11 protein-coding genes are annotated in these 15,510 nt (G+C 73.2%); 3 read left to right on the top strand and 8 right to left on the bottom strand.

Translation table 11 applies throughout. The features are described 5' to 3' along the window. Nucleotides 1-70: 70 nt before the first annotated feature. The 7 genes from HCJ93_RS07425 to rsmI all read right to left on the bottom strand — a co-directional run bounded on the left by HCJ93_RS07425 (nt 71) and on the right by rsmI (nt 9,433). Nucleotides 71-1,825 carry an outer membrane protein assembly factor BamB family protein gene (locus tag HCJ93_RS07425; protein ID WP_167992247.1) on the bottom strand — a complete coding sequence of 585 codons (1,755 nt, stop codon included), beginning with the start codon at nt 1,823-1,825 and terminating at the stop codon, nt 71-73. 237 nt (nt 1,826-2,062) lie between these two features. Then, nucleotides 2,063-3,889 carry an ABC-F family ATP-binding cassette domain-containing protein gene (locus tag HCJ93_RS07420; RefSeq protein WP_167992245.1) on the bottom strand — a complete coding sequence of 609 codons (1,827 nt, stop codon included), beginning with the start codon at nt 3,887-3,889 and terminating at the stop codon, nt 2,063-2,065. Between the two features lie 166 nt (nt 3,890-4,055). After that, nucleotides 4,056-4,958 (bottom strand): 4-(cytidine 5'-diphospho)-2-C-methyl-D-erythritol kinase, encoded by a 903-nt coding sequence (locus tag HCJ93_RS07415; RefSeq protein ID WP_167992243.1) that lies wholly within the window; start codon nt 4,956-4,958, stop codon nt 4,056-4,058. Further along, the gene (gene rsmA / locus HCJ93_RS07410; RefSeq protein ID WP_167992241.1) at nt 4,955-5,836 is read right to left on the bottom strand and encodes a 16S rRNA (adenine(1518)-N(6)/adenine(1519)-N(6))-dimethyltransferase RsmA; all 882 of its coding nucleotides are present in this window, start codon (nt 5,834-5,836) and stop codon (nt 4,955-4,957) included. The genes HCJ93_RS07415 and rsmA overlap by 4 nt, the downstream gene beginning before the upstream one ends. 39 nt (nt 5,837-5,875) lie before the next feature. Further along, nucleotides 5,876-7,378, bottom strand: coding sequence for a resuscitation-promoting factor (locus HCJ93_RS07405; protein ID WP_309141333.1), 1,503 nt, complete (start codon nt 7,376-7,378; stop codon nt 5,876-5,878). A 143-nt stretch (nt 7,379-7,521) separates the two neighbouring features. Beyond that, nucleotides 7,522-8,436 (bottom strand): TatD family hydrolase, encoded by a 915-nt coding sequence (locus HCJ93_RS07400; RefSeq protein ID WP_167992239.1) that lies wholly within the window; start codon nt 8,434-8,436, stop codon nt 7,522-7,524. 136 nt (nt 8,437-8,572) lie between these two features. Further along, a complete protein-coding gene (gene rsmI, locus HCJ93_RS07395; protein ID WP_167992237.1) occupies nt 8,573-9,433 on the bottom strand; it encodes a 16S rRNA (cytidine(1402)-2'-O)-methyltransferase in 861 nt (286 codons plus the stop codon). Nucleotides 9,434-9,589: 156 nt separating this feature from the next. Between rsmI and HCJ93_RS07390 the strand changes: the two genes are divergently transcribed. From HCJ93_RS07390 to HCJ93_RS07380, 3 genes are all read left to right on the top strand, one after another. Beyond that, entirely contained in the window at nt 9,590-11,353 is a 1,764-nt protein-coding gene (locus tag HCJ93_RS07390) for a dolichyl-phosphate-mannose--protein mannosyltransferase (protein WP_167992235.1), read from the top strand. A 183-nt stretch (nt 11,354-11,536) separates the two neighbouring features. Beyond that, nucleotides 11,537-13,168, top strand: a complete 1,632-nt coding sequence (locus HCJ93_RS07385; protein ID WP_167992228.1) for a penicillin-binding transpeptidase domain-containing protein — start codon at nt 11,537-11,539, stop codon at nt 13,166-13,168. 108 nt (nt 13,169-13,276) lie between these two features. Beyond that, nucleotides 13,277-14,950 (top strand): penicillin-binding transpeptidase domain-containing protein, encoded by a 1,674-nt coding sequence (locus HCJ93_RS07380; RefSeq protein ID WP_167992226.1) that lies wholly within the window; start codon nt 13,277-13,279, stop codon nt 14,948-14,950. Between the two features lie 94 nt (nt 14,951-15,044). On the opposite strand, the gene HCJ93_RS07375 is transcribed toward HCJ93_RS07380, so the two are convergent. Further along, entirely contained in the window at nt 15,045-15,401 is a 357-nt protein-coding gene (locus HCJ93_RS07375) for an SsgA family sporulation/cell division regulator (protein WP_167992224.1), read from the bottom strand. Between the last annotated feature and the right edge of the window lie 109 nt (nt 15,402-15,510).

Raw genomic sequence — 15,510 nt, 5'->3', positions numbered from 1 at the left:
GGGTGTGCGGGAGAAGGGACGGACGACGACGGGACGTGAGGGCGCGCGCGGGCCTGCGCCGCGCCGCGCCTCACTTGCCGTAGGCGAGCATCAACTTCTCCTTCGCGTCGTCGTTTCCGGTCAGCCGGGTGGTCGAGAGGTAGAACCGCCCGTCGACCCAGTCGATGTCCCTGCTGAAGAAGCTGTTCTCGATCTGCGCGATGCCCTGCGGGTTCTGCAGCAGCTTGGCCGGCTTGTGGTCGCCGCCGGAGATCGGGACGGCCACCACCTGGCCGCCCGCGCTGTAGGAGGGCTCGACGTAGGCGATGAGCTTCCCGGCGAGGACCTTCATCGGGATCATCGACTCGCTGACCGGGGACTTCTGCCGCCAGCGCTCCTTGCCGTTGGCGAGGCTGATCGCCACGATCTCGTTGGCGCCGGTGGTCGCCTTGGTGGGCAGGAAGAGGGTGTCGCCGTCGACGACGGCGCCCGAGCAGCCCTGGAGTTCACGGTTGAGAATGCCCCAGCCGCACTTGGGGTCGAAGTCCTCGTCCACGTCGACCTGCGCGCGCAGCTTGCCGGAGGAGGTGAAGCTGGCGATGTTCCAGGCCTTCTTGTCCTCGTTGGTGGCGTAGATGACGACCGGGTCGACGGAGTACGCCTTGGAGATCCGCCAGCCCTTGCTGTACTTGTAGGTCCACTTGACCTTGCCGGTCTTCGGGTCGAGCTCCTGGAGCTCGTCGTGCTCGTTGTCGCCGCCCGCGCCGCAGGAGGCGACCTGGATCAGCCGGTCGCCGCCCGCGAAGGCGGACGGGAAGCAGGCGTCGCTGTACTTCTTCTTGTCGTACAGCTTGTCGCCCGACTTGACGTCGTAGGCCGTGCCGGACATGGAGCGGCCCACCATCAGCGTGTCGCCTGCGAGGGTCAGCTCGAGGGAGAGCGTGGAGTCGAACAGCTCGCCCTCCTCGACCTCGATCTTCCAGCCCTTCTCACCGGTGTTCAGGTCGACGAGCTGGAGCTGGTTGCACTTGGCGCGCTTGCTGGCGCTGCTCATGTAGGCGACGACGATCTTGTCGTTGTCGGTCTTCTCGGGGGTGACCGAGCAGATCTTCTGCGGGAAGGTGATGGCCTCCCAGGTGGGCTTGCCGTCCGTGACGTTGAACGCGAACAGCTGCTTGTAGGCGGCCTTCACCGCGGCCTTCTTGGTGATCCACATGCCGGGGGCGTCGGCGCCGTTGCCGGGCGCGTCGGGCGCCTCCTTGTACCAGAGCACCTTGGACTCGCCGGGCTGGCGGCCCTCGTTGAGGTCCTCCGTCTCCTCGCCGCCCGCGCCGCTGCCGTCGCCCGGGTTGACCGGGGCGTCCGAGCCGCTCGGCTTGTCGTCCCCGGTCTTCTCCGCGACGGGCTTCTTGTCCTTCTCGTCGTCACCGGACACGGCCCACACCGTGCCGCCGACGATCAGCACCGCGGCGGCCACGGCGGCGCCGATGGCGAGGGCGGGCTTGCTCTTGAACGGGTTGCGCGAACCGCCGGGCCCGCCGGGCGGGGTGCCGGGCGCGCCGGGGAACTGCGGCTGCGGCGGGTAGCCGTAGCCGGGCTGGCCGTAGGGGCCGGGCTGCTGCGGCTGCCCGTAGGGGCCGGAGTTGTACGGGCCGGGCTGGGCGTACGGCCCCGGCTGCTGCGGCTGCTGCGGCTGCTGCGGGTAGCCGTACCCGGGCTGGGGCGCGCCGGGCGGCGGGCCCTGCGGGGGCGGTGGAGTCTGCGGTGCTCCGAAGCCACCCGGTGGCGGATCCTGCGGTGCTCCGAAGCCACCCGGCTGCGGCGGCTGGCTGGGCGGCTGGCTCATCAGCGCGTTCCCCCTTGTTGCTCACTGATTTTTCGCCACGTCTCCGGTCGTGCGCCGGTCCCGGTTGTGTGCGCGGGCAGTGACTCCTGCAGTTCTCAGACGGCTCTTTCTATCACCCGCCGCCGACGGGCCACCTGGCCCCGTCCTCCCCTGTTCCCAAGGGAGGACCGGCCTGTGATGCCTCCGTTACGCGCCTTCACGCCCTCTTCACGCATCGCACGCCGGGCGCGCACGCCCTCAGACGTCCTCGGCGAGTTCCAGCCAGCGCATCTCCAGTTCCTCGCGCTGACCTGCCAGAGTCCGCAGTTCGGCGTCGAGCTCGGCCACCTTCGCGAAGTCCGTGGCGTGCTCGGCGATCCGGGCGTGCAGCTCGGTCTCCCTCTCGGAGATCTTGTCGAGCCGGCGCTCGATCTTCTGCAGTTCCTTCTTGGCGGCACGCAGATCGGCCGCGCTCCTCTCCGGCCCGCCGGAGGCGCCGGGGGCGGCCTGTTCGGTGCGGGCGGCGGGCGCGGAGGCCGCCGCGGCCTCCTCCATGCGCCTGCGCCGCTCCAGGTACTCGTCGATGCCCCGCGGCAGCATCCGCAGGGTGCCGTCGCCGAGCAGGGCGAAGACGCGGTCGGTGGTCCGCTCGATGAAGTAGCGGTCGTGGGAGATGACGATCATCGAGCCGGGCCAGCCGTCGAGCAGGTCCTCGAGCTGGGTGAGGGTCTCGATGTCGAGGTCGTTGGTGGGCTCGTCGAGGAAGAGCACGTTGGGCTCGTCCATCAGCAGCCGCAGCAGCTGCAGCCGGCGCCGCTCACCGCCGGACAGGTCGCCGACGGGGGTCCACTGCTTCTCCTTGTTGAAGCCGAAGGTCTCGCACAGCTGCCCGGCGGTCATCTCCCGGCCCTTGCCGAGGTCGACCCGCTCACGCACCTGCTGCACGGCCTGCAGCACCCGCCAGGCGGGGTCGAGTTCGGCGACCTCCTGGGAGAGGTAGGCGAGCTTGACCGTCTTGCCGACGCGGATGCGTCCGCCCGCCGGCTGCACCTCGCCCTCGCTGCGGGCCGCGTCGGTGAGCGCCCGCAGCAGGGAGGTCTTCCCGGCGCCGTTGACGCCCACCAGGCCGATGCGGTCGCCCGGGCCGAGCTGCCATGTCACGTGCTTCAGCAGCACCTTGGGGCCGGCCTGGACGGTGACGTCCTCCAGGTCGAACACGGTCTTGCCGAGCCGCGAGGAGGCGAACCGCATCAGCTCGCTGCTGTCGCGGGGCGGCGGCACGTCCTTGATGAGCTCGTTGGCGGCCTCCACCCGGAAGCGCGGCTTGGAGGTACGGGCGGGGGCGCCGCGGCGCAGCCAGGCCAGCTCCTTGCGGACCAGGTTCTGCCGCTTGGCCTCCTCGCTGGCGGCGATGCGCTCCCGCTCGGCGCGGGCGAAGACGTAGTCGGAGTAGCCGCCCTCGTACTCGTAGACGGCGCCGCGCTGCACGTCCCACATGCGGGTGCACACCTGGTCCAGGAACCACCGGTCGTGGGTGACGCACACCAGCGCGGAGCGGCGCTCCCGCAGATGCCGGGCGAGCCAGGCGATGCCCTCGACGTCGAGGTGGTTGGTCGGCTCGTCCAGGACGATCAGGTCCTGCTCCTCGATGAGCAGCTTGGCCAGGGCGATGCGCCGCCGCTCGCCGCCGGACAGCGGTCCGATGACGGTGTCCAGGCCCTTGGGGAAGCCGGGCAGGTCGAGCCCGCCGAACAGGCCGGTCAGCACGTCCCTGACCTTGGCGTCGCCCGCCCACTCGTGGTCGGCCATGTCCCCGATGACCTCGTGCCGGACGGTGGCCTCGGGGTCGAGGGAGTCGTGCTGGGTGAGCACTCCGAGCCGCAGCCCGCCGGAGTGGGTCACCCGCCCGCTGTCCGCCTCCTCCAGCTTGGCGAGCATCCGGACGAGGGTGGTCTTGCCGTCCCCGTTGCGCCCGACGACGCCGATCCGGTCCCCCTCCGAGACGCCGAGGGACACCCCGTCGAGCAGCGCACGGGTGCCGTACACCTTGCTGACGTTCTCGACATTGACGAGGTTGACAGCCATTTCTCTCCTGCCAGGGGGGATGGATCGCTCCCCAGCGTAGTCGGGGCCGGCCCGGCCCCTTCGCACAGCTGTGATCGTCACAGGAGCGGATGACCGGCCCGTACGGCCGCCCCCGGACCCGGTGACCGGCCCGGCCGGCCGACCCCGGAGCAGGTGGGCGTCTCCGTCAGCCGGCCGGCAGCACGGTGGCGCCCGGCACCGGGCCCGCGGCCACCCGGACCGCGCGGCAGGTGCCGCCGGCGCTCAGGGCCTCGGCGACCACGGCCGCCGAGCCGGCGTCGCGGGCGAGGAAGGCCGTGGTGGGGCCGGAGCCGGAGACCAGCGCGGCGAGCGCTCCGGCCGCGCGTCCGGCGTCCAGGGTGGCGGCCAGCTCCGGGAACAGCGACAGGGCGGCCGGCTGGAGGTCGTTGGTGACGGCCTCGGCGAGGGCGTCCGCGTCGCCCTTGGCGAGGGCGTCGAGCAGCGGCTGAGAGGCGACCGGCTCCGGGATGTCCCGGCCCGCGGCCAGCCGGTCGAACTCACGGAAGACCGCCGGTGTGGACAGGCCCCGGCCGGCCAGCGCGAAGACCCAGTGGAAGGTGCCGCCGACCTCCAGCTCGGTCAGCCTCTCGCCCCGCCCGGTGCCGAGCGCGGCCCCGCCGACCAGGCTGAACGGCACATCGCTGCCCAGCTCGGCGCAGATCTCGAGGAGTTCCTCGCGGGAGGCACCGGTCCCCCACAGCGCGTCGCAGGCCAGCAGGGCGGCGGCGCCGTCCGCGCTGCCGCCCGCCATGCCGCCCGCCACCGGGATGTCCTTGTCGATGTGGATGTGCACGCGCGCCTCGCGGCCGGTGCGCCCGGCGAGGGCGCGGGCCGCGCGGGCGGCGAGGTTGCTCTCGTCCAGCGGCACCTGGCCGGAGCCCGGTCCCGAACAGGTCACCCGCAGCTCGTCGGACCCGGTGACCGTGACCTCGTCGTAGAGGCCGACCGCGAGGAAGACATTGGCCAGGTCGTGGAAGCCGTCGGGACGTGCGGCGCCGACCGCGAGCTGGACGTTGACCTTGGCGGGGACGCGGACGGTGACGCTCACTGCGGACCGGACTCCTTGTTCGGGGCGTGCTCGGCGATACGGGCGAACTCCTCCACGGTGAGCGACTCGCCGCGCGCCTGCGGCGAGACGCCCGCGGCGACCAGTGCCTGCTCGGCCGCGGCGGCCGAGCCCGCCCAGCCGGCCAGTGCGGCCCGCAGCGTCTTGCGGCGCTGCGCGAAGGCCGCGTCCACGACGGCGAACACCTCCTGCCGGGAGGCGGTGGTCTTCAGCGGCTCGGCGCGGCGGACCAGCGACACAAGCCCGCTGTCGACGTTCGGGGCGGGCCAGAAGACGTTCCGCCCGATGGCCCCGGCCCGCTTGACCTCCGCGTACCAGCCGGCCTTGACCGACGGCACCCCGTACACCTTGGAGCCGGGTGCGGCGGCCAGCCGGTCGGCGACCTCCGACTGCACCATGACCAGGGTGCGCTCGATGCTGGGGAAGGTCTCCAGCATGTGCAGCAGCACCGGGACCGCCACGTTGTAGGGGAGGTTGGCGACCAGCGCCGTCGGGGCGGGGCCCGGCAGCTCGGTGACGTGCAGGGCGTCGGAGCGGACCAGCGCGAACCGGTCGGCGCGCTCGGGCATCCGGGCGGCGACGGTGGCGGGCAGCGCGGCGGCGAGCACGTCGTCGATCTCCACGGCGGTGACCCGGTCGGCGGCCTCGAGCAGCGCCAGGGTGAGCGAGCCGAGTCCCGGGCCGACCTCGACGACCACGTCGTCAGGGCGCACCTGGGCGGTGCGCACGATCCGGCGGACCGTGTTGGCGTCGATGACGAAGTTCTGGCCGCGCTGCTTGGTGGGGCGTACGCCGAGGGCGGCCGCCAGTTCACGGATGTCGGCGGGCCCGAGGAGGGCGTCGGGGGTGGGGCTGCTCACGGCACCAGGGTACGGGGCGTGCGGGACCGCTCCGGCCGGTCAGCCTCCCAGGCGGGACCCGCAGTGCGGCCAGGGGCTGGTGCCGCTGCGCAGGTACAGCTTCTTCGCCCGGTACGTCTGCTCCGCCGGGGAGGCGTCCTGGGGCCGCCCCTGTCCGCCGAGCGACTGCCAGGTGGCGGTGTCGAACTGGTAGAGCCCCCCGTACGTCCCCGAGGGGTCCACCGCGTCCGGCCGGCCGCCGGACTCGCAGGCCGCGAGGGCACCCCAGTTCAGGTGGTCCGCGCCGGCCACGGAGGCCGGCGGGGTTCCCGTCCCCACCTTCACGACCTGCGCCCGGGGTTCGCGCACCACCTCCGCGTGCAGCCGGCGCGGCCTCTGCCGGACCCCGTTGACCGTGCGCACGGAGTAGGTGACCCGGCGCAGGCCGGGCTGCCCCGGCCGTTCGACGACCTCGGTGCCGCGCAGCAGTGCGGGGTCCTCGGTGCGCACCTCGTGGAAGGGGATCGGCTCCTCGTGGACCTCCCTGGTGCGGGTGATCCGCAGCACGGTGACGGTCTGCCCTTCGCGGGGGAAGCTGCCGGGCGGCACGGAGGTGGTGTCCAGGCCGCGCAGGGTGACCCCGGCCTGCTCCACCGCCTCCCGCACGGTCGCCGCGTTGGTGCGCACGGTGCGGGCGCGCCCGTCCGCCATCACGGTCACGGTGCGTTCGGTCCGCACGTCCAGCGCGAGCCCCTCCCGTCCGATGCGCCGGGAGCGCGAGGCCGAGACGTACGCGCCCTCCGCGCGCACGCCCAGCTGCCGCAGCGCTCCCTCCACGGTGTGCGCGGTCGTCCACACCTCGCGCCGCTCCCCGTCGAGGGTGAGGAGCAGCGGGCGCCCGTAGCGCACCTCGATCTCGTCGCCGTGCTCCAGTTCCTCGCCGGGGCCCGGGCTGACCACGTCGTGCGGCCCGACCTGGATGCCCTCGTCGGCCAGCAGCTCGGTGACGTCGTCGGCGAAGGTGTGCAGGGTGCGGGGGGTGCCGTCGACGGTGAGCTCGATCTCCTTGTCGTCGGCGAGGAAGGCGGTGGTGCCGCCGGTGAGGCAGGCGACGACCAGCGCCTGCGGCAGCAGCCGGCGCATCCCCTCGGCCCGCTCGGCGTACCGGGCACGGCGCCGGTGCCCGCTCCGCGCGGTCGCCGGGCCGTCCTCCGGGGCGGCCTCCGGGGCGAGGGCCGCCTGCCGGGGCAGCGCGGGCTCGGTGGGCTGCCGGTGCTGGACCTGCTGGACCCGCTGGACCTGCTGGACCTGCTGGACCCGCTGGACCAGGGTCTGCTCCACCAGCGTGCGCTCGAGCAGCGTCGGCTCCGGAGGCGACTGCCCCTGCATCGGCTGCTCCCGCAGCGTCCGCTCGTACGCCGGCCGGTACGTGTCGGACCTGCGGGCGCCCTCGCCGGGCGGGCCGGGGACGCCGTATCCGTGTCCGTACCCGACGGTCTCCGCCGAGTGCAGATCGCCGACCGTCGCATCCGTTTCGTACGTCTCGAACCGCGCGTTGCTCACGCCGACACGCTCCAGGGCCTTGAGGGGGTCCGGCTCGGGCCCCCAGAACCTAGCGGAGCGCCGGTCACTCTCCAAAGCGGCACGACTACGGAACGTACGCGCGAGTGGTGCCGCTCGCGGTCCGGGAGCGGCCCGGAAGGCGGTCAGCAGTCGAAGGCACGCGCGGTGTTGGCGGCGAGGGCGGCGGCCATCGCGTCCTCGTCGATCCCGCGCACGGCGGCCATGGCCCGCACGGTCACCGGCACCAGATAGGGAGCGTTGGGCCGCCCCCGGTAGGGCACCGGCGTCAGGAACGGCGCGTCCGTCTCCACCAGCACCAGCTCCAGCGGGGCCACGGCGAGCGCGTCGCGCAGGTTCTGAGCGTTCTTGAAGGTCACATTGCCGGCGAAGGACATGAAGTAGCCGGCCTCGGCGCAGATCTCGGCCATCTCGGCGTCGCCGGAGTAGCAGTGGAAGACGGTGCGCTCGGGGGCGCCCTCCTCCTTCAGCACGCGCAGCACGTCGGCGTGGGCCTCGCGGTCGTGGATGACCAGTGTCTTGCCGTGCCGCTTGGCGATCTCGATGTGGGCGCGGAACGACCGCTCCTGCGCCTGTGCCCCCTCCGGCCCGGTCCTGAAGTAGTCGAGCCCCGTCTCGCCGACACCCTTGACCTGCGGCAGGGCGGCGAGCCGGTCGATCTCCGCGAGCGCCTCGTCGAGCGCCGCGTCACCGCCCGGCTGCCGGGGTCCCTGGCGCGACCAGCCGTCCGGGTCGCCGTGCACGATCCGCGGCGCCTCGTTGGGGTGGAGTGCGACGGTGGCGTGCACCGAGTCGTACGCGGCGGCGGTCTCCGCGGCCCAGCGCGACCCGTCCAGATCGCAGCCGACCTGCACCACGGTCGTCACCCCGACCGCCGCGGCCTTGGCGAGCGCCTCGTCCACGGTGCCGCCCTGCATGTCGAGATGCGTGTGCGAGTCGGCGACGGCCACCCGCAGGGGCTCGGGCAGAGGCGGCGCGGCGTTCTTCCCGCCGCTCTTGTCGCCGCTCTGCTCGCCGCTCTTGTCGTCGCTGGAAGGCATGGCCCCGATCCTACGAGGGCCCTTCCCCTGTCCGCCGGGCTGCGCCGCAGCTTCGCCCCGGGGCGGGGAACCGCGCGACCAGCCACCGGCCCCGGCGCCGGGCGACGCACCGCACCACTCGCGCCGGCCACCGCCCCTACCGGCCGGCACTCTCCCCTTGCCGCTTCGCGGCAACCACGGCATCGAACACCACCCGCTTCGGCAGCCCCGCCTCCACCGCGACCGCCGCGATCGCCTCCTTGCGCCGCTCCCCCGCTTCCTCCCGCACGCGGACCCGCCGCACCAGCTCCTCGGCGCCGACCTCCTCGCCGCTCTTGTCCGGCGCGCCCTCCACCACCACGGTGATCTCCCCGCGCACCCCCTCCGCCGCCCAGGCGGCCAGCTCGGCCAGCTCGCCCCGCCGCACCTCCTCGTACGTCTTGGTCAGCTCCCGGCACACCGCCGCCCGCCGCGTGCCCCCGAAGACCTCGGCCATCGCGGCGAGGGTGTCGTCGAGCCGGTGCGGGGACTCGAAGTAGACGAGGGTGCGCCGCTCCCCCGCGACCTCCCGCAGCCGCGTCAGCCGCTCCCCCGCCTTGCGGGGCAGGAAGCCCTCGAAGCAGAAGCGGTCCACCGGCAGCCCCGAGACGGCCAGTGCGGTCAGCACGGCCGACGGCCCGGGGACCGCGGTGACCCGCACGTCCCGTTCGACCGCCGCCGCGACCAGCCGGTACCCCGGGTCGGACACCGAGGGCATACCGGCGTCGGTCACCAGCAGCACCCGCGCCCCGCCGGCCAGCTCCTCCACCAGCTCGGGGGTGCGCGCGGACTCGTTGCCCTCGAAGTACGACACCACACGCCCCCTGGGCGTCACCCCGAGCGCCTGGGTCAGCCGGCGCAGCCGCCGCGTGTCCTCGGCCGCGACGACGTCCGCCGCGGCCAGCTCCTCGGCGAGCCGGGGCGGGGCGTCGGAGACGTCGCCGATGGGGGTGCCTGCGAGTACGAGCGTTCCGGTCACGCCCCCATCCTCGCAGCACCCGCCGTGCGCCCTCGCCGGGCACCGGACCCGGCAACCGGACCGATGCCCGGACCGGGGACCGGGGCCGGGGGGGCACAGCCGGGGCATACCGCCCATGCACGGGACTCACACAGCCCCGTTCCCTACGATGGCGCGGTGACCAGTACTGCGTCGTCCACGGACTCCACGGACACCCGGCAGCACCAGGCGCCGCTCGAGCAGCGGACGGCATGGCAGCTGCGGCTGCGCCGCTTCGGCTACCTGGCGAAGTCCGCGAGCTCCGGCAGAGAGGACGTCCGTGACCGGCTGGTCCCCCCGTACGCCGAGCCGTCCGGCCGCCTGTGGGCGCCCCTGTCCGTGCCGCCGGCGGCGGCCGACCGGATCGCCCGCTGGTCCGGCTGGGGCGGCCCGCTGCTGGTCACCCTGCTCGCCGGGGTGCTGCGCTTCTGGAACCTGGGCAGCCCCAGGGCGGTGATATTCGACGAGACGTACTACGCCAAGGACGCGTGGGCGCTGATCCACCGCGGCTTCGAGGTCAACTGGAGCAAGAACGCCAACGACCGGATCCTCGAATCCGCCGGGAACGTCCCCATCCCGACGGACGCGGCGTATGTCGTCCATCCGCCGGTCGGCAAGTACGTCATCGGGCTGGGCGAGCTGATGTTCGGCTTCGATCCGTTCGGCTGGCGCTTCATGACCGCCCTGCTCGGCACGCTGTCGGTGCTGATGCTGTGCCGCATCGGCCGCCGCCTGTTCCGTTCGACCTTCCTGGGCTGTCTGGCCGGTGCGCTGATGGCGGTGGACGGGCTGCACTTCGTGATGAGCCGCACCGCGCTGCTCGACGGCGTGCTGATGTTCTTCGTGCTGGCGGCCTTCGGCTGCCTGCTGATCGACCGGGACCGGGCCCGCGCGAAGCTGGCGGCCGCGCTGCCGGTGGACGCCGACGGGCGTGCCGTGCCGGACGCGCACGTCGCCGAGAACACCCGGATCGGCTTCCGGCCGTGGCGGCTTGCGGCGGGGCTGTTCCTGGGCCTGGCGATCGGCACCAAGTGGAACGGCCTGTACATTCTGGCCGCGTTCTGCGTCATGGCGGTGCTCTGGGACGTCGGCGCGCGCCGGGTCGCGGGCGCCCGCCGTCCCCGCACCGCGGTCCTGCGGCACGACCTGGGCTGGGCCTTCCTGTCCACCGTGCCGGTGGCGGTGGTCACCTATGTCGTGTCGTGGCTCGGCTGGATCCTCTCCCCGTCCGACGGCACCGGCGGCTACTACCGCGACTGGGCCACCCGCGACGGCCGGGGCAGCGACTGGTCCTGGCTGTTCCCCGACTGGTGGCGCAGCCTGTGGTACTACGAGAACCAGGTCTACGAATTCCATGTCGGCCTGTCCTCGCCGCACACCTACGAGTCCAACCCCTGGAGCTGGATCGTCGCCGGCCGCCCGGTCTCCTACTTCTACGAGTCCCCGGCGCCCGGCAGGGACGGCTGCCCGGCCGACGCGGGCGAGAAGTGCGCCCGCGAGGTGCTGGCCCTCGGCACCCCCATGCTGTGGTGGCTGGCCTGCTTCGCCGTCCTCTACGTCCTGTGGCGCTGGCTGTTCCGCCGCGACTGGCGGGCCGGCGCCATCGCCTGCGGCATCGCGGCGGGCTACCTCCCCTGGTTCCTCTACCAGGAACGCACCATCTTCTACTTCTACGCCGTCGTCTTCCTCCCTTTCCTCTGCCTGGCAGCGGCCATGCTCCTGGGCGCCATCGTCGGCCCGCCCCGCAGCACCGACACCCGCCGAGTGGCCGGCGCCACCGCCGCCGGCGTCCTCACCCTCCTCGTCGTCTGGAATTTCATCTACTTCTGGCCCCTGTACACCGGCACGGCCATCCCCATCGACTCCTGGCGCTCCCGCATGTGGCTGGACACCTGGGTCTAGCCGCCGGCCCTCCCGCCGTCCTCGGCCGGGACGGGCCGCCGGGCCCCGGGGGATCTCGGCCGGGGCACGGAATCGGAAACGGGGGCGCGGAGTCGGGGGGCGTGTGCGTAGAGTGCTCAGCCGTCGGGCCGGGGTGGACGCGTCCGGGGGACGAGGTCCCGGCCGGGGAGGGGGAAGCGCCCGATGGGCAAGGGGGTCAAGGCTGCCGTCGTCGGCGGTGTGTTCGCGGTGATGGTGGGCGGGGCCGGCTACGGCGCCTACACCATCGTGTCGGCGCTGAGCGGTGACGGGGGCGGTTCGAGCGCGTCGGCGCCGAAGACCGGTACGCCGGACCGGGAGGAGGTCGCGGAGACCTCCGGGGCGTTCTTCGCCGCCTGGGAGAAGGGGCGGGCGACGCAGGCGGCGGCGCAGACGAACAATGCGCAGGCGGCCGAGGCGCTGCTGTCGGCCTTTGGGGAGGAAGCCCGGATATCGCAGGTGCGGGTCACGCCGGGGCGGGCGTCGGGGACGACCGTGCCGTTCCGGGTGGAGGCGAAGGTCAGCCACGAGGGCAGGTCGAAGCAGCTCCGCTATGCGAGCGAGCTGACCGTGGTGCGGGGGAAGACCACGGGGCGGGCGCTGGTGGACTGGCAGCCGTCGGTGGTGCACCCGCAGCTGAAGAAGGGCGACACCCTCGTCACGGAGGAGTCGGCCGAGCCGCCGATCAGGGCCGTGGACCGGGACGGCAAGGAGCTGTCGAGGGAGAGGTACCCCTCGCTGGGACCGGTTCTCGACACGCTGCGGGAGCGGTACGGGGCCGAGGCGGGTGGCAAGCCGGGGGTGGAGCTGGTGATCCGGCACGCCGATCCGGCGGTGTCCGGTGACACCCCGCTGCTGACCCTGGCCGGGGGCGAGCCCGGCGTGCTGCGCACCACGCTCAGCGCCGGGGTGCAGGCCGCCGCCGAGAAGGCGGTGCAGCGGTACGCCGAGTCGTCCGTGGTGGCGCTCAAGCCGAGCACCGGCGAGGTGCTGGCGGTGGCCAACCACCGCGAGGACGGATTCAACGCGGCCTTCCAGGGCAAGGTCGCCCCCGGCTCCACCATGAAGATCATCACTGCGGCGATGCTCATCGACAACGGCGTGACCTCGATGAACGGCCCCGCGCCCTGCCCGGACACGGCCACCTGGCAGAGCCAGACCTTCAAGAACCTCACCGGCATGCAGCCCGACGAGAAGGCCACCCTCGCCGACAGCTTCCTGCGCTCCTGCAACACGGCCTTCATCAAGCTGATCGACGAGAAGCCGCTCACCGACGCCTCCCTGCAGCAGGAGGCCGAGCGGCGCTTCGGCCTCGGCCGGGGCGACTGGAAGACCGGCATCGCCTCCTTCGACGGCAGCGTGCCCGCGGTGAGCGGCCCGGACCGTGCCGCCGGCGCCATCGGCCAGGGCCAGGTGCAGATGAACCCGCTGAACATGGCCAGCGTCACCGCCACCGCCGTCACCGGCGCCTTCCGCCAGCCCTACCTGGTCTCGCCGGAGCTGGACGACCGGCAGCTGGCGCGGGCCGAGGGACTGCCCGCGGGAACCGCCGCCCAGCTGAAGCAGATGATGCGGCTCACCGCGACCCAGGGCACCGCCGCCCGCGCCATGTCCGGGCTCAGCGGGGACATCGGCGCCAAGACCGGCTCGGCGGAGGTGGCGGGCAACGCCACCGCGGACAGCTGGTTCACCGGCTTCCGCGGGGACCTGGCCGCGGCGGCGATGGTGCAGCAGGGCGGGCACGGCGGCGACGCGGCCGGCCCGATTGTCGCAGCCGTGCTACGAGCCGGAGGCTGAGGGAACCGCACGCGGGCCGGGACTCTAGGGTGGTGGCCGTCGTTGGCTTGACGCCAGGCACCACCGGGGCGGGTGAGCCCGGTATTCGAGTGTGGAGGATCCGAAGCAGTGGGGAACAGAAGGCGCGTCGCCGAGCGGCGGAGAACCAGACCCGTCGTGCTCGGCGGAGTGATCGCCGCGGTCGTGTCGGGCGCCGGGTTCGGTGCCTACGCGCTGTTCGGGGGAGGCGCCGCCGCCGAGGACGGCAAGGGCACGTCCACCACCCAGCAGGCGGCGAAGGCCAAGTCCGGCCCGCTCACCAGGACCGAGGTCACCGAGACCGCCAGCCGCTTCCTCACCGCCTGGCAGTCCGGGAAGGTGCGGGAGGCGGCCGAGGCCACCGACGATCCGAAGGCGGCTGCCGCCGCGCTGAAGAGCTTCGCCAAGGACGCCCGCGTCGCGGACCTCGCTCTCGCCCCGGGTGCCGCGGCCGGCGCCAAGGTCCCGTTCGCCGTGAAGGGCACGGTGGTCCACGAGGAGCTGAGCAAGCCGCTGGCGTACGACAGCACGCTCACCGTGGTGCGCAGGGCCGGGGACGGAGAGCCCCGCGTCCACTGGCAGCCGGCGGTCGTCCACCCGGACCTCAGGGAGGGCGACAAGCTGGTGACCGGCGAGGCCGGCACCCCGCCGGTGAAGGCGCTGGACCGGGAAGGCGGCGAGCTGACCACCAAGGCGTACCCGTCGCTCGGGCCGGTGCTCGACGGGCTGCGCGAGAAGTACGGCGAGAAGGCCGGCGGCAGGCCCGGCGTCGAGCTGCGGGTGGTGCGCGGCAAGGCGTCCGAGAAGGCGGAGCTGTCCGACACGACCGTCCTCGAGCTGAGCAAGGGCACGCCGGGCACGGTGAAGACCACCCTGAACCCGTCGCTGCAGGCCGAGGCCGAGAGGCAGGTGGCGAAGAAGAAGCGTGCCTCGGTGGTCGTGCTGCGCCCGTCGACCGGTGAGATCCTCGCCGTGGCGAACTCCTCGCACGGCTTCAACGTCGCCTTCCAGGGCTCCCTGGCGCCGGGCTCCACCATGAAGGTGATCACCTCCTCGATGCTGATCGAGAAGGGCCTGGCCTCGGCGGACAAGAAGCACCCCTGCCCGAAGTACTTCAGCTACGGCGGCTGGAAGTTCCAGAACGACGACAAGTTCCAGATCAAGAACGGCACCTTCAAGGCGAGCTTCGCCCGCTCCTGCAACACCGCCTTCATCAGCCAGGCGCCCGAGCTGGAGAACGACGACCTCACCAAGCAGGCGCAGCAGGTGTTCGGGCTGGGCAAGGACGACTGGCAGATCGGTGTGCCGTCCTTCGACGGCGCGGTGCCGGTGCAGTCGGACGCGCCGATGGCGGCGTCCCTGATCGGGCAGGGCGGGGTGCGGATGAACCCGCTGAACATGGCGTCGGTGTCGGCGACCGTGAAGTCCGGCGTGTTCCGCCAGCCCTATCTGGTCCCGCCCGAGGTCGACGGGCGGAAGCTGGCCACCGCCGAGCGCACCATGTCGGCGGACACCCTCGCCCAGCTGCGCGACCTGATGTCGTACACCGCGGCCTACGGCACGGCGGCCGAGGCGATGGCCGGCGTCGGCGGTGACAGCGGGGCCAAGACCGGCTCGGCGGAGGTCGACGGGCAGAAGAAGCCCAACGGCTGGTTCACCGCGTATCACGGGGACCTGGCTGCGGCGGGCGTGGTGCAGGCGGCCGGGCACGGCGGCTCGACGGCCGGCCCGATCGTGGCGGCCCTGCTCAAGGCCGGCGGCTGAGGCGCATCGCGCTCACGGCCGGCGGCCGGCCCGCACCGCGCTCACGGCCGGCGGCCGCGTCACGGCGCCGGCCGGCCCGCACCCCGGCCCGCGGTCAGTGCGGCACCGGTTCCGCGGCGGTGACCTGGGTCCGCCGCAGGAACCGCAGCAGGGCCTTGGTCTCGAACTGCACCACGGAGACGCCCTGCGGGGTGTGGAACTCCACAACGGCCTGGACCCGTCCGCACGGCCACACCCGCACCTGACCGCTGTCGACCGGCGCGGTGAGCCCCCGCTCCAGCAGGTCGCGGTCCACCGGCCATTCGGGCGCTCCGTCCCCCGGCAGTGCGATGCGGACGCGGCGGGGATCCCGCTCCGGGTCGTAGCGCAGGACGACCCGGACGGGCCGGTCGTCCTCCGGCGGGGCGTCGCTGATGACGTGGGCGCGTGCGTACTGCTCTATGACGGACATCTCGGGCCCCTTTGCGGTGCGCCACCCCCGTGGAAGCTGTCCTTGCGCCCCCTGTCCAGAGTCGCACAATTCCGGCATTGCGCCTCCCGGTGAAGGAAGCCTTTCCGGG

The organism is Streptomyces composti, assembly GCF_012034205.1.
Classification (GTDB): Bacteria; Actinomycetota; Actinomycetes; order Streptomycetales; family Streptomycetaceae; genus Streptomyces; species Streptomyces composti.
The sequence above is the reverse complement of the archived record's forward strand: the minus strand, read 5'-3'. Positions and strand labels throughout refer to the sequence as shown.

Coding starts and splice junctions, on each gene's coding strand:
- HCJ93_RS07425 (WP_167992247.1), bottom strand. CDS start 1,825: ATGAGCCAGCCGCCCAGCCAGCCGCCGCAGCCGGGTGGCTTCGGAGCA.
- HCJ93_RS07375 (WP_167992224.1), bottom strand. CDS start 15,401: ATGTCCGTCATAGAGCAGTACGCACGCGCCCACGTCATCAGCGACGCC.
- HCJ93_RS07420 (WP_167992245.1), bottom strand. CDS start 3,889: ATGGCTGTCAACCTCGTCAATGTCGAGAACGTCAGCAAGGTGTACGGC.
- HCJ93_RS07385 (WP_167992228.1), top strand. CDS start 11,537: ATGGGCAAGGGGGTCAAGGCTGCCGTCGTCGGCGGTGTGTTCGCGGTG.
- HCJ93_RS07400 (WP_167992239.1), bottom strand. CDS start 8,436: ATGCCTTCCAGCGACGACAAGAGCGGCGAGCAGAGCGGCGACAAGAGC.